Raw genomic sequence first — 13,170 nt, forward strand, 5'->3', positions numbered from 1 at the left:
GTCTTGCGTACGGGAAGTACTGGAAAAGGGGGGTGGTGGGCGCGATCAGTCGTGCGCGTGCAGCGGCTTGCCGGCCAGCGCCAGGTGCGCCTCGCCCAGGGCCTCGGACTGGGTCGGGTGCGCGTGGATCAGCTGCGCGACCTCGGCCGGCAGGGCCTCCCAGTTGTAGATCAGCTGGGCTTCGCCGACCTGCTCGCCCATGCGGGCGCCGACCATGTGGACGCCGACCACGGCGCCGTCCTTGACCTGGACGAGCTTGATCTCGCCGGCGGTCTTCAGGATCTTGCTCTTGCCGTTGCCGGCCAGGTTGTACTTGAGGGTGACGACCTTCTCCTTGCCGTACAGCTCGACGGCCTTGGCCTCGGAGATGCCCACGGAGGCCACCTCGGGGTTGGAGTAGGTCACGCGCGGGACGCCGTCGTAGTCGATCGGCATCGGCTTGAGGCCGGCCAGGCGCTCGGCGACCAGGATGCCCTCGGCGAAGCCGACGTGGGCGAGCTGCAGGGTCGGGGCGAGGTCGCCGACGGCCGAGATGGTGGGCACGTTGGTGCGCATGTACTCGTCGACCAGGACGTAGCCGCGGTCCATCGCGACGCCGTTCTCCTCGTAGCCGAGGCCGGCCGAGACCGGGCCGCGGCCGATGGCGACGAGCAGCAGGTCGGCGTCGATCTGCTTGCCGTTCTCGGTGGAGACGCGGACACCGGTCTCGGTGTACTCGACGCCCGAGAAGCGGGCCTTCAGCTCGAACTTGATGCCGCGCTTGCGGAACGCGCGCTCCAGCAGCTTGGAGGAGTTCTCGTCCTCCAGCGGGACGAGGTGCGGCAGCGCCTCGACGATGGTGACCTCGACGCCGAAGGACTTCCAGACCGAGGCGAACTCGACGCCGATGACGCCGCCGCCCAGGATCACGGCCGACTTCGGGATCCGGTCGAGCTTGAGGGCGTGGTCCGAGGAGATCACGCGGTTGCCGTCGATCTCCAGGCCGGGGATCGAGCGCGGCACGGAACCGGTGGCCAGGACGATGTGGCGGCCTTCGATGCGCTGGCCGTTGACGTCCACCGAGGTCTGCGAGGAGAGCTTGCCCTCGCCCTGGACGAAGGTCACCTTGCGCGAGGCCACCAGGCCCTGCAGGCCCTTGTACAGGCCGGCGATGACGTCGTCCTTGTACTTGTGGACGCCGTTGATGTCGATGCCCTGGAAGGTGGCCAGCACGCCGAACTCGGCGGCCTCCTTCGTCTCGTCCGCGATCTCGGCGGCGTGCAGCAGGGCCTTGGTCGGGATGCAGCCGCGGTGCAGGCAGGTGCCGCCGAGCTCACCCTTCTCGACCAGGGCGACGCTCAGACCCAGCTGAGCGGCGCGGAGCGCCGCGGCGTAACCGCCGCTTCCGCCTCCGAGAATGACTACGTCGAAAACGGTGCTGGCGTCGTTCGCCACGTCACGTCCTCCATGCAATGGGGTGGGTCGCCGGGCCGGTCGCGGTCCGGTGGGTCGGAAGCCTTTGTGAGGCGCCCAGTCGTGCCGGAAATACATCTTCGCACTTGTTCGCGGTGGCTGATGTCCGGGTCTGCCCCGGGGGCGTCCCACAGAGTGGTCACCGGGGTGGTGGCACCCCCCGACGAAGGGCATCATCGCAGCTCAGCGCGGTGTTGACAGCCACCGGACGGGCGTCTTCCGCGCGTCCCGCCGGGGGCTCTTCCGCACTGTGGAACAAAGTTTCGCCCGCAGCGAACAGGGGTGCGCGCCACATCAGCGCCCTACTCGCAGGTAACCCGCCACGGAGTACGAGGCGGAGCGCGAAACGGGGCCCGGCGCACAAGCGCCGGGCCCCGTCGTGGAGCGGTACCGGATCAGGCCTTGCCGTTGGCGGCCGTCTGCTCGGCGAACCGGACCAGGGTGCGCACCGCGCTCGCGGTGCCGCCCTTCGGGGTGTAGCCGAACGGCGCGCCCTCGTGGAACGCCGGGCCGGCGATGTCCAGGTGAGCCCAGTCGATGCCCTCGGCCACGAACTCCTGCAGGAACAGGCCGGCCACCAGGCCGCCGCCCATCCGCTCGCCCATGTTGGCCAGGTCGGCGATGGTCGAGTCGGTCATGCCCTTGCGCAGGTCGGCCGGCAGCGGCATCGGCCAGGACTGCTCGCCGACCTCGCCCGCCAGGGTGTGCAGGGTGTCGCGCAGCTCGTCGTCGTTGGCCATCACGCCGAAGGTGCGGTTGCCCAGGGCCAGCACCATGGCGCCGGTCAGGGTCGCCACGTCGACGATGACGTCCGGCTGCTCCTCGCCGGCCTTCACGATCGCGTCGGCCAGCACCAGGCGGCCCTCGGCGTCGGTGTTCAGGACCTCGACGGTCTTGCCGCCGTACATCCGCAGCACGTCGCCGGGGCGGGTGGCGGAGCCGGACGGCATGTTCTCGGCCAGCGCGAGCCAGGCGGTCACGTTGACGGTCAGGCCGAGGCGCTTGGCGGCGACCACGGCGGCGAACACGGCGGCGGCGCCGGCCATGTCGCACTTCATGGTCTCGTTGTGGCCGGCCGGCTTCAGCGAGATGCCGCCCGAGTCGTAGGTGATGCCCTTGCCGACGAAGGCCAGGGTGGCCTTCGCCTTCGGGTGGGTGTAGGCCACCTTCACCAGCCGCGGCGGGTTGACCGAGCCGGTGCCGACGCCCAGCAGGCCGCCGAAGCCGCCCTTGGTCAGCGCCTTCTCGTCCAGCACCTCGACCTTGAGGCCGTGCTCCTTGCCGGCCGCCTGGGCGATCGCCGCGAAGCTCTTCGGGTTCAGGTCGTTCGGCGCGGTGTTGACCAGGTCGCGGGCGCGGTTCATCTCCTCGCCGAGCGCGGCGGCGCGCTCGACGGCGGCCTTGGCGTCCTTGCTGCCCTTGCGGGCGGTCAGCAGGACCAGCTCGCCGACCGGCTCCTTGCCGTTGCCCTCGCCCTTGTAGGTGCCGAAGGCGTACGAGCCGAGCAGGCCGCCCAGCGCCAGCGCCTCGATCTCCTCGGCGGACTCGGCCGGCAGGGCCAGCGCGGCCTTCTTGGTGCCGGCCAGGGTGCGGGCGGCGACACCGGCGGCGCGGCGCAGCGCCTCCAGCTCGTAACCGGACTCGGCGGCCTCGCCGAGGCCGACCGCGAGCACGAGCGCGGCCTTCAGGCCGGCGGCGGAGGGCACCTTGACGGCCTCGCCCTCGGCGCCGGTGGCGCCCAGGGTGCTGAGGACCTCGGCCAGCTTGCCCTCGAACGCCTCGTTCACGGCCTCGGCGCCCGGGGCCAGCACGATGCCCTTGGGGCCCTTGGCGACACCGACCACCAGGGCGTCCGCGCGCAGCGAGGCGGCGGAGGAGGTGCTCACAGACAATGCAGTCACGTAATGCGTCCTGTTCTTTCGCGGTCCACGGCCGGTCGCGGCGAGGCTGCCGCACCGGCGCAGCCCGCCGTCGCAGGCCGGTCCGCCGGCGCGCCTCCGGGTCCGGGCCCCCTGGTGCGCGCGTCCGCCGTCGCGGCCGCGCACACCAGAGGCCCCGGCTCCGCGGTACGGGCCGGACGGGCAGGACCTGCCACGGTGCAGGGCTGCGGTGCTCCAGGCATGGTAGTCCGCATGGTGGGATCACGCGCCGCCCGGTGTCAGCCGAGCAACGCCAAGGCGAACAGGGTGCCCGTGGCGGCCGTCTCCGCCATCGCGCCGAGCACGTCCCCGGTGATTCCGCCGAGGCGCCGCACGCACCGGCTGAGCAGCAGTCGGGCGAAGCCGACGCCGAGCACAACTGCCGCGGGGAGACGCAGGGCTGACCATCCGTCAAACAGTCCGAGCAGTGTCAGGGCGAGCGCCGTGCCGCCCGTCGCCGCGACCGCCGCGGCCGGCGTGACCGTGCTCGCCACCATCGCTCCGAGCCCGCCCGGCCGGGCGGCCGGCACCGACCGCAGGCAGCCCCAGGCGAGCGCGCAGCGCGCGGCGGCCGCCGAGGCCAGCACCGCGAGCGCGCCGCGCAGCGTCGAGTGCCCGAACTGTCCGGCCAGCGCGGCGACCTGGGCCAGCAGCACGAGCAGCAGGGTCAGCACGCCGAACGGCCCGATGTCGGACTGCTTCATGATCCGCAGCGCGTCCTCGGCCGGCTTGCCGCTGCCCAGCCCGTCCGCGACGTCCGCGAGGCCGTCCAGGTGGAGCCCGCGGGTCAGGGCGGCGAGCACGCCGACCGCGGCCACCGCGCCGAGGAGTCCGCCGGCCCGCCAGGCCGTGAACGCCCCGGCGCAGGCCGCGATCGCGCCCAGCGCCAGCCCGACCAGCGGCGCCGCCGTCATCGCCCGTCCGCCCGCCGCCCGGTCCCAGCGGTCGACCCGCACCCGCAGCACCGACAGCGTCCCGACCGCGAACCGCAACCCCTCGGCCCAGTCGGCCCGTTCACGCCCGTCCGGCATCGGCCCCGCTCCTCCTCCGTGTGCAACGAGAAACCCCGCGCCCCATCAGGGGGCGCGGGGAAGGCCGGCGCCCGTGTCCCGAAGTCGGGCCGGCGGCGCGGCAGTTGGGTGGCCGTGGTTACAGCCGGCGGAGCAGGTCCGCCGCCGAGGGCAGCTTCGGCTGCGGCTTCGGCTCCTGCGGAGAGCGCGGCACGTACGGCTGCGGCGCCTCGTCCGCGAGGGTGTCCCCGGCGGCCTGCAGCAGCGGCAGCGCCAGCAGCGCGCCGACGCCCTCGCCCATGGTGATCCCCTGGTCCTGCAGCGGCGTCAGGGTCAGCCGGTCGTACGCCTTGGCCTGCGCGGGCTCGCCGCTGGGCTGCCCGGCCCGCCACCACTCCGGCGCGCGGAAGGCGATCCGCTGGGCGACCAGCGCGCAGGCGGCCGAGACCACGCCGTCCAGCACCACCGGCAGGCGGCGGGCGGCGGCCTGCAGCAGGAAGCCGGTGATGGCGGCGAAGTCGGCGCCGCCGGTCGCGCCGAGCAGCGCCAGCTGGTCGCCGAGCACCGGGCGGGCCCGCCGCAGCGCGTCCCGGATGGTGGCGCACTTGACCATCCACACCCGGTCGTCGATGCCGGAGCCGCGCCCGCACACCGCGGCCGCGTCCGTCCCGCACAGCGCGCCGATCAGCACGCCGGCCACCGTGGTGGAGCCGATCCCGAGGTCGCCGAGCAGCACCAGGTCGGTGCCGGCGTCGGCCTCCTCGTCGGCGACGGCCATGCCGGCCCGGAACGCCCGGACGGTCTCCTCCTGGGTGAGCGCGTCCTCGATGTCGATCCGGCCGGAGCCGCGGCGGACGCGGTGCGCGACCACCTCCTCCGGGAAGTCGGCCGGGTCGGCGTCGACGGCGACGTCGACCACCCGCACCTCGGCGCCGTAGCGCGCGGCCAGCCGGGCGACCGGCGCGCTGCCGTCCAGGACGGCCCGCACCCGGGCCGCGGTGCCGCCGGCGGGCAGCCGGGAGACCCCGAGTGATGCCACGCCGTGGTCACCGGCGAACAGCAGCACCTTGGGGGCCGTCACCGGCCGTACCGGGGAGCGCCCCTGCACGGACGACAGCCAGCTGCCCAGCTCCTCCAGCTTCCCGAGCCCGCCGCGCGGCCGGTCGGCCGCCTGCCAGCGTTCGTCGGCGGCCCGCCGGGCGCTCTCGTCGGGGCGCTCGACGAGCGAGGAGAACGTATCGAGATCCACGGTCGTGTCCATCGTCCGGAAGGCTACACGCCGGGGGTGGGCCGACTCGGCTTGACCGTCAGAACCTGTCCGGCGACGACCAGCAGCACCCGTTCCGAGGCGTCCGCGACGGCCATGTTGAGCCGGCCCAGGGTGTCCCGGAAGCGCCGCCCGGCGGCGGTCGCCGGGACGACGCCCATGCCGACCTCGTTGCTCACCGCCACGACGGTGCGCCCGGTGGCCGCCCAGGCCCGGGCCAGCGAGTCGCAGCGCCGCTGCACCGCCGCCTCGCCGCCGTCCGCCCACACCCCGTCGTCCCAGGCGCCGCACTCGTCCATGACGGCGGTCAGCCACAGCGCCAGGCAGTCGACCAGCACCGGCGCCGGGTCGGCGGGGTCGGCGAGGACGGCCTCCAGCTCGCAGGTCTCGGCGGTGCGCCAGCTCGCCGGCCGCCGCTCCCGGTGCAGGGCGACCCGCTGCGCCCACTCGGTGTCGCCGTCCCGGGTGCCGCCGGTGGCCACGTACAGGACGTCGGGGTGCCCGGCCAGCAGTTCCTCGGCCCGGGTGGACTTGCCGGAACGGGCGCCGCCGAGCAGCAGCGTGCGGGGGAGCGGGAGGTGGGTCGCCATGGTGCCCATCCTGCCCGACCAGGCATACGGAAGATCCGGGCGGGCAGGCTATGGTGCGCAGCACACGCAGCAGCGCACAAGGCGGCGCGGCGTCAGGGGCGAAGGAGCCGACATGGTCTGGACGTGGCGGTACGAGAAGGCGGACGGCAGCGTGGTGACGCCGGCCGGCGGCCAGGAGGAGTTCGCCGGTCAGGGCGACGCCGAGACCTGGATCGGGGAGACCTGGAAGCAGCTCGCGGAGGACGGCGTGGACAACGCCGTGCTGCTGGAGGACGACCGGGTCGTCTACTCGATGAGCCTGCACGAGGCCTGAGCGCCAGGCCGTACGGCTCCGGCTACTTGGAGCCGATGACGTGCAGCAGCGCCGCGACCTGCCGGTACGGGTCGGTGCGGCTGGCCCGGTCCTCGGCCTCCAGCAGCTGGGCCAGCTGCCGCCCGTCCACCGGCGGCGCGGCGTCGTCGGGCGCGGTGTCGGTGAAGACGCGGACGCCGTACCAGTGCCGCAGCGGCACCGACACCTCGGAGAGGGTGACGGTCAGGTCGGCGAGCCGGTCGGCACGGGCGGCCAGCCCGAGCCGGTTGTAGTACCGGTCGCTCTCGAAGGCGTGCAGGGCGGCCCGCCAGTCCCCGGCGGCGGCGGGCCGCAGCGCGAGCGCGTCACGGTTGCGGACCAGCAGGGAGAGCAGCCCGCCGGGCGCCAGCAGCCGGGCCAGCGAGGCGATCATCGGGTCCGGGTCGGGCAGGTACATCAGGACGCCGTGGCAGAGCACCACGTCGAAGCTGCGCGGGCCGAACCAGCGCCCGCACTGGTGGCCGTCGCCGCTGAGCAGCTGCAGCCGGCCGCGCACCTCGGGCGGTTCCTCGGCGAGCGCCCCCTGGGCGACGCCGAGCGCGACCGGGTCGGAGTCGATGCCGGTCACGTAGTGGCCGGCCCGGGCCAGCCGGAGCGCCTGGGTGCCCTGGCCGCAGCCGATGTCGAGGACGCGCTGCGCGTGCCGCCCGACCAGCTGTTCGGCGAGCTGCCGGGTGACCAGCTCCTGGCGGACGAAGTTGCGCAGTCCGCCGAGCCGCTCCAGCCAGGCGCCGGTGCCGCCGGCGAAGGAGCCGCTGCGGGAGGGCAGCCGGCGCTCCTGGCCGATCCGGTCGTGACCGCCGTCGCCCTGCCCCGGGAGTGCGTAGAGGCCGGGCCCCTCCCAGTGCGGAGGGGCCCAGCCGGAGTCCACCGGTTCGGCGGTCAGGGCTTCTCCCCGCGCCGCACCTGCGGCTTGGGCAGGCGCAGCCGGCGCATCTGCAGGGTGCGCATGATGCCGTAGGCGACCGCGCCGCGGGTGTTCTCGTTCGGGAAGCGCGTGGCGAGCTGCTTGCGCAGGCCGAAGCCGAGCCGGACGAAGTCCAGGATCACGAACACGAAGAACAGCAGGAACAGCAGCGTGGACAGCAGCTGCACGTTGGAGATCTTGATGATGCTCATCACCAGGATCACCACGGCGGCCGGCAGGAAGAACTCGGCGAGCGACCAGCGGGCGTCCACGTAGTCGCGGGCGAACTTGCGCACCGGGCCCTTGTCACGGGCAGGCAGGTGGCGCTCGTCGCCGTCCATCAGGGCCTGGCGCTGCTTCTCACGCTCGACCCGCATCCGCTCGCGGGCCTGCTTGGCGGCCTCCTTGCGGTCCTTGGGCACGACCACCCGGGTGCGACGGCTGGCCTCGGCCTCGCTGCGCTTGGGGGTGGGGCGGCCCTTCTTGGCCTCCGGGTGGCGGGACTGCGGCGTCTCGTCCTGCTTCTCCAGCACGGAGGAGGAGGCGGCGGCATCATCTGAACGGCGTCGGAACACAACACCAGCGTACGGGGTGCGGAGGAGCTTCCACCGGTCCCCTCGGATCCGAACCCGTATCGATATCCGGCTCCGCGGCCCGACCGGGGTTTTCCCAGCCCTTCCCGTAGGGGATCAGTCGGAGGGACGATGGGGGGGATGAGTGGCAGATCCACCCGGGGGATGAGGAACCGCCGTCGGTCGCTGTAGCAGTCTTGTTGCAGGCAGGTGCACTGCGGCGACGGGCTCGCTGCACATACACTCGTCGTGTCTGGTAACGAGATTTAATACCGCAGGCCGGAGAAGGGGGCACCCGAGGCCCATGAGCGACGGAATCATGAAGCGTATGGGGCTGATCTTCCGCTCCAAGGCGAACAAGGCCTTGGACCGGGCGGAAGACCCGCGTGAGACGCTCGACTACTCCTACCAGAAGCAGCTCGAACTGCTGCAGAAGGTACGGCGTGGCGTCGCGGACGTCGCGACCTCGCGAAAGCGCCTGGAACTCCAGCTGACCCAGCTCCAGCAGCAGTCGGCGAAGTACGAGGACCAGGGCCGCAAGGCGCTCTCCCTCGGCCGCGAGGACCTGGCCCGCGAGGCGCTGACCCGCAAGGCCAACATGCAGTCCCAGATCAACGACCTGGAGACGCAGTACCAGCAGCTCCAGGCCGAGGAGGAGAAGCTCACGCTCGCCTCCCAGCGGCTGCAGGCCAAGGTGGACGCCTTCCGCACCAAGAAGGAGACCATCAAGGCGACCTACACCGCCGCCCAGGCGCAGACCCGCATCGCCGAGTCCTTCTCGGGCATCTCCGAGGAGATGGGCGACGTCGGCCTGGCCATCCAGCGGGCCGAGGACAAGACCGCCCAGATGCAGGCCCGGGCGGGCGCGATCGACGAGCTGCTGGCCTCCGGTGCGCTCGACGACGCGAGCGGTCTCGGCCGCAAGGACGACATCGAGGCGGAGCTGGAGCGGGTCGCTGGCGGCTCCGACGTCGAGCTGGAGCTGGCCCGGATGAAGGCCGAGCTGGGCGGCGGGTCGTCCTCCGGCCCGGCCGCGATCGAGCAGGGCAAGCCGCAGCAGGCGCCGCAGGACGCGCACCCGCAGGACACCCCCCGCATCAACTACAACAAGGGCTGAGCCCCGCCGCACGGACCAGGGAGACGCACGGCATGATCATGAGGGTCATGGGCGAGGGGCAGTTCGAGGTGGGGGAGGCCCACCTCAACCTGCTCAACCAGCTCGACGACGACCTCGTCAGGGCGCTGGAGTCGGGCGACGAGGGCGAGTTCAGGCAGGCCTACGGCAAGCTGCTGGACGCGGTGAAGCAGTACGGCACCCCGGTGCCGCTGGACTCGCTGGAGCCGTCCGAGCTCATCCTGCCGAGCGCGGACGCGACCATCGACGAGGTCCGCGAGCTGCTGATGGCCGATGGCGAAGGTGTGATCCCGGGCTTCCCGGAGTAGCACTGCGGCTGCTGCCAGACGAAAGGGCGGGTCCCCTCCACGTGGAGGGGACCCGCCCTTTCGCTGTTCCGCGCCCGCTCGCCGGCTACGGCAGGGCGAGCATCCGGTCCAGCGCCGCCTTGGCGTACTTCTCGGTCTCCGGGTCGACGGAGATCACGTTCGGCACCCGGCCCTCGACCAGCGACTCCAGCGCCCAGACCAGGTGCGGCAGGTCGATCCGGTTCATGGTCGAGCAGAAGCAGACCGCGCGGTCGAGGAAGACGATCTCCTTGTCCGGGTGCGCCTTGGCCAGGCGGCGGACGAGGTTCAGCTCGGTGCCGATGGCCCACTTGGAGCCGGGCTCGGCGGCGTCGAGGGCCTTGATGATGTACTCGGTCGAGCCCACCATGTCGGCGGCCGCGACGACCTCGTGCTTGCACTCGGGGTGCACCAGGACGGTCACGCCGGGGATCCGCTCGCGCACGTCGTTCACCGAGTCCAGGCTGAACCGGCCGTGCACCGAGCAGTGGCCGCGCCAGAGGATCATCTTGGCGTCGCGCAGCTGCTCGGCGGTCAGGCCGCCGCCCGGCTTGTGCGGGTTGTAGACCACGCAGTCGTCGAGCGAGAGGCCCAGGTCGCGCACGGCGGTGTTGCGGCCGAGGTGCTGGTCGGGCAGGAAGAGCACCTTCTCTCCCTGCTCGAAGGCCCACTCCAGGGCGCGCTGGGCGTTCGAGGAGGTGCAGATGGTGCCACCGTGCCGGCCGGTGAAGGCCTTGATGTCGGCGGAGGAGTTCATGTACGAGACCGGGACGGTCACGTCGGCTATGCCGGCGTCGGTCAGCACGTCCCAGCACTCGGCGACCTGCTCGGCGGTGGCCATGTCGGCCATCGAGCAGCCGGCCGCGAGGTCCGGCAGGACGACCTGCTGCTTCTCACTGGTCAGGATGTCCGCGGACTCGGCCATGAAGTGCACGCCGCAGAAGACGATGAACTCGGCCTCGGGGCGGGCCGCCGCGTCGCGCGCGAGCTTGAAGGAGTCGCCGGTGACGTCGGCGAACTCGATCACCTCGTCGCGCTGGTAGTGGTGGCCGAGGACGAAGACGCGGTCGCCGAGCGCGGCCTTGGCCGCCCGGGCGCGCTCGACGAGGTTCGGGTCCGAGGCCGGGGGGAGGTCACCGGGGCACTCGACACCGCGCTCGCTGTTCGGGTCGGCCTCCCGGCCGAGCAGGAGCAGGGCGAGCGGCGTCGGAGTGGGGTCTACGCCGTAGGGCTCGGTGATGGTGGTGGTCACGGGCGGGTGCCCTTCTGTGCGGCCGATCTAGCGGTGGGGCCTTTTCGTCTAACTGACGCTATCTATTCTAACCGGTTAGCGTCAGAGTGACGATGGCCATCCTGTCGATGTGACGAGAACCGCTCTTGTCGTCCTGTCCCGTCCCGGTTGCCTCCGGCCGGTGAGCCGGACGTCGCCCGACTGTCATCTGTCAGCGGTGGACTCGCTCCTGGCATCCGCCAGAATGGGTGGCGAACCGTTTCGGCAGTGCCGCCCGCCGACGCGACGCCCCGCCGCCGACCCTCGCACGACCCGTGGAGCCCCGCACCGATGACCAGCAGCCGAGCACACGAGGTGGTCGGGGCCGACCTCGACGAGACCGACCGGCTCCTGCTCGCCCGGCTCGGCAGCGACGGCCGCGCCTCGTACGCCGAGATCGGCCTGCAGGTGAACCTCTCCGCCACCGCCGTGCGCCGCCGGATCGACCGGCTGCGCGCCCGCGGCGTGGTGCGCGGCTTCACCGTGGTGCTCGACCCGGCCGTGCTCGGCTGGCAGACCGAGGCCTTCGTCGAGGTCTACTGCCGCGAGCGCACCGCCCCCGAGGAGATCCTGGCCAGCCTGCGCCAGTTCCCCGAGGTGGTCGCCGCCTGGACGGTCACCGGCGACCCGGACGCCCTCGTGCACCTGCGGGCCGCCGACATGCGCCACCTGGAAGCCGTCATCGAGCGCATCCGGCGCGAGCCCGGCGTGCAGCGCAGCCGCTCCTCCGTCGTCCTCTCCCAGCTGATCGGCTGAACCCGGCCGACCGGCCGGCCCGGCTGATCGGCACACCGTTCGGCCGTACGCAGGAAACCTGCGCCGACCGGCCCGAAGACGCCCGAAACCTGCCTGACCAGCCGCGTTCCGACGCGCGGCCGGGCCCTCCCGCTGCCTACCCTGATCACGTCCGGTTCCGCGCGGTGGAGCGTCCCGCCGACCGGACCGCCCCCTTCACCCCACAGCCGAGAGGGACAGCCGTGTCCGCAGCACCCGACCGCATGCACCGGCCCGACAACGAACTGGTCGACCTGGTTTTCGACTACATGCGGGAGCGGCTGCAGTACGACCCCGTTCCGCTCGACCACCCCGGTGACGGCGAGCACCTGCGCGCCCAGCTGTCCGGCCTGCTCAACCAGGACGGCAACAACCCGGCCGACGTGCTCAAGCTCTACGACCACGAGCTGTCCCGCGCGGTGATCTCGGCCGACAGCCCGCGCTACCTGTCCTTCATCCCGTGCGCCCCGACCAAGGCCGCGCTGCTGTTCGACATGGTCGTCTCCTGCGCCTCGCTGCAGGGCATCTCCTGGCTGGAGGCGGCCGGCGCGATCGCCGCCGAGAACCAGGTGCTGCGCCTGATCGCCGACCGCGCCGGCCTCCCGCAGACGGCCGGCGGCTGCTTCGTCTCCGGCGGCTCGGCGGGCAACCTGTCCGCCCTCGTCGTCGCCCGCGACACCGCCCGCCGCCGCCTGGGCGTCGGTCCGGAGGCACGGCTGCGGATAGCCGTCGCCGACCAGGTGCACTCCTCGGTCAAGAACACCTTCAACATCATCGGCGTCGAGGCCTTCAAGGTCCCGACCGTGAACCGCCGATTCACCGGTGAGGCGCTGCGCGCCGCGCTGGCCGCCGACCCCGACCCGGAGACGGTGATCGCCGTCGTCGGCACCGCCGGCACCACCAACGAGGGCATCGTCGACGACCTGGCCGGCCTCGCCGAGGTCGCCCGCGAGCGCGACCTCTGGTTCCACGTGGACGGCGCCTACGGCGGCGCCGGCCTGTTCGCCCCCTCGGTGCGCGAGCGCTACAACGGCATCGAGCACGCCGACTCCTTCGTCGTCGACCCGCACAAGTGGCTGTTCGCCCCCTTCGACTGCGCCGCGCTGATCTACCGCAACCCGCAGCTCGCCCGCGCCGTGCACACCCAGGACGCCTCCTACCTGGACGTCCTGCACACCGAGGGCGACGAGTGGAACCCCACCGACTACGCCTACCACCTGACCCGGCGCGCCCGCGGCCTGCCGCTCTGGTTCTCGCTCGCCGTCCACGGCGTCCAGGCCTACACCGACGCCATCGAGACCGGCCTGCGGCTGGCCCGCGACACCGCGCGGCTGATCGAGGAGACGGACCACCTGGAGCTGCTGTTCGACCCGCAGCTGTCGGCGGTCTGCTTCAAGCGCACGGGCTGGACCAACGACGACTACTACCGCTGGTCCCAGCAGCTGCTCGCGGACCAGATCGGCTTCGTCACCCCCACCGGCTGGGACGGCGAGACGGTCGCCCGCTTCGCCTTCCTGCACCCGGGCACCACCATGGAGATGGTCCGGGAGATCCTGGACACCATGGCCTGATCCGCGGCCCGCGTACGGCCCGCAC

Annotated in this window: 13 protein-coding genes; 5 read left to right on the top strand and 8 right to left on the bottom strand. The window is 72.6% G+C overall.

Annotation, left to right across the window (positions count from 1 at the left end):
• Positions 1 to 45: 45 nt before the first annotated feature.
• From lpdA to cobU, 5 genes are all read right to left on the bottom strand, one after another.
• Positions 46 to 1,434, bottom strand: coding sequence for a dihydrolipoyl dehydrogenase (gene lpdA / locus ACPC54_RS00835; RefSeq protein ID WP_045692197.1), 1,389 nt, complete (start codon positions 1,432 to 1,434; stop codon positions 46 to 48).
• A gap of 413 nt (positions 1,435 to 1,847) precedes the next feature.
• Positions 1,848 to 3,353 (bottom strand): leucyl aminopeptidase, encoded by a 1,506-nt coding sequence (locus ACPC54_RS00840; protein WP_498959705.1) that lies wholly within the window; start codon positions 3,351 to 3,353, stop codon positions 1,848 to 1,850.
• A gap of 257 nt (positions 3,354 to 3,610) precedes the next feature.
• A complete protein-coding gene (locus tag ACPC54_RS00845) occupies positions 3,611 to 4,402 on the bottom strand; it encodes an adenosylcobinamide-GDP ribazoletransferase (protein ID WP_498959707.1) in 792 nt (263 codons plus the stop codon).
• A 118-nt stretch (positions 4,403 to 4,520) separates the two neighbouring features.
• Entirely contained in the window at positions 4,521 to 5,642 is a 1,122-nt protein-coding gene (locus ACPC54_RS00850) for a nicotinate-nucleotide--dimethylbenzimidazole phosphoribosyltransferase (RefSeq protein ID WP_498959711.1), read from the bottom strand.
• Between the two features lie 11 nt (positions 5,643 to 5,653).
• Positions 5,654 to 6,238 (bottom strand): bifunctional adenosylcobinamide kinase/adenosylcobinamide-phosphate guanylyltransferase, encoded by a 585-nt coding sequence (gene cobU / locus ACPC54_RS00855; protein ID WP_498959713.1) that lies wholly within the window; start codon positions 6,236 to 6,238, stop codon positions 5,654 to 5,656.
• A 112-nt stretch (positions 6,239 to 6,350) separates the two neighbouring features.
• On the opposite strand from cobU, the gene ACPC54_RS00860 reads away from it, so the two are divergent.
• Positions 6,351 to 6,551: a hypothetical protein gene (locus ACPC54_RS00860; protein ID WP_498959715.1), complete on the top strand. Its 201-nt coding sequence runs from the start codon at positions 6,351 to 6,353 to the stop codon at positions 6,549 to 6,551.
• Positions 6,552 to 6,573: 22 nt separating this feature from the next.
• On the opposite strand, the gene ACPC54_RS00865 is transcribed toward ACPC54_RS00860, so the two are convergent.
• Complete coding sequence (locus tag ACPC54_RS00865) at positions 6,574 to 7,314, bottom strand: methyltransferase domain-containing protein (RefSeq protein WP_498960530.1); 741 nt, start codon at positions 7,312 to 7,314, stop codon at positions 6,574 to 6,576.
• A gap of 158 nt (positions 7,315 to 7,472) precedes the next feature.
• Positions 7,473 to 8,072 carry a DUF3043 domain-containing protein gene (locus ACPC54_RS00870; protein ID WP_498959717.1) on the bottom strand — a complete coding sequence of 200 codons (600 nt, stop codon included), beginning with the start codon at positions 8,070 to 8,072 and terminating at the stop codon, positions 7,473 to 7,475.
• Positions 8,073 to 8,373: 301 nt separating this feature from the next.
• Here ACPC54_RS00870 and ACPC54_RS00875 point away from each other — a divergent pair, with 301 nt between their 5' ends.
• Entirely contained in the window at positions 8,374 to 9,186 is an 813-nt protein-coding gene (locus ACPC54_RS00875; protein ID WP_498959719.1) for a PspA/IM30 family protein, read from the top strand.
• A 32-nt stretch (positions 9,187 to 9,218) separates the two neighbouring features.
• Positions 9,219 to 9,512: a PspA-associated protein PspAA gene (gene pspAA, locus ACPC54_RS00880; protein ID WP_498959721.1), complete on the top strand. Its 294-nt coding sequence runs from the start codon at positions 9,219 to 9,221 to the stop codon at positions 9,510 to 9,512.
• 85 nt (positions 9,513 to 9,597) lie between these two features.
• Here pspAA and nadA read toward each other — a convergent pair whose 3' ends face one another.
• Positions 9,598 to 10,782: a quinolinate synthase NadA gene (gene nadA, locus ACPC54_RS00885; RefSeq protein WP_498959723.1), complete on the bottom strand. Its 1,185-nt coding sequence runs from the start codon at positions 10,780 to 10,782 to the stop codon at positions 9,598 to 9,600.
• A gap of 309 nt (positions 10,783 to 11,091) precedes the next feature.
• Between nadA and ACPC54_RS00890 the strand changes: the two genes are divergently transcribed.
• Together ACPC54_RS00890 and ACPC54_RS00895 are read left to right on the top strand one after the other, a co-directional pair.
• Positions 11,092 to 11,556, top strand: a complete 465-nt coding sequence (locus ACPC54_RS00890; protein ID WP_045692189.1) for an Lrp/AsnC family transcriptional regulator — start codon at positions 11,092 to 11,094, stop codon at positions 11,554 to 11,556.
• 221 nt (positions 11,557 to 11,777) lie between these two features.
• Positions 11,778 to 13,145: a pyridoxal phosphate-dependent decarboxylase family protein gene (locus tag ACPC54_RS00895; RefSeq protein ID WP_498959725.1), complete on the top strand. Its 1,368-nt coding sequence runs from the start codon at positions 11,778 to 11,780 to the stop codon at positions 13,143 to 13,145.
• The last annotated feature ends 25 nt before the right edge of the window (positions 13,146 to 13,170 follow it).

Origin of the sequence: Kitasatospora sp. NPDC094028, from assembly GCF_049543595.1 — a bacterium.
In the GTDB taxonomy this organism is placed as follows: Bacteria; Actinomycetota; Actinomycetes; order Streptomycetales; family Streptomycetaceae; genus Kitasatospora.

Excerpts from the sequence above, each read along its gene's own strand:
- ACPC54_RS00845 (WP_498959707.1), bottom strand. The coding sequence starts at position 4,402 with ATGCCGGACGGGCGTGAACGGGCCGACTGGGCCGAGGGGTTGCGGTTC.
- ACPC54_RS00850 (WP_498959711.1), bottom strand. The coding sequence starts at position 5,642 with ATGGACACGACCGTGGATCTCGATACGTTCTCCTCGCTCGTCGAGCGC.
- cobU (WP_498959713.1), bottom strand. The coding sequence starts at position 6,238 with ATGGCGACCCACCTCCCGCTCCCCCGCACGCTGCTGCTCGGCGGCGCC.
- ACPC54_RS00860 (WP_498959715.1), top strand. The coding sequence starts at position 6,351 with ATGGTCTGGACGTGGCGGTACGAGAAGGCGGACGGCAGCGTGGTGACG.
- ACPC54_RS00875 (WP_498959719.1), top strand. The coding sequence starts at position 8,374 with ATGAGCGACGGAATCATGAAGCGTATGGGGCTGATCTTCCGCTCCAAG.
- pspAA (WP_498959721.1), top strand. The coding sequence starts at position 9,219 with ATGATCATGAGGGTCATGGGCGAGGGGCAGTTCGAGGTGGGGGAGGCC.
- ACPC54_RS00890 (WP_045692189.1), top strand. The coding sequence starts at position 11,092 with ATGACCAGCAGCCGAGCACACGAGGTGGTCGGGGCCGACCTCGACGAG.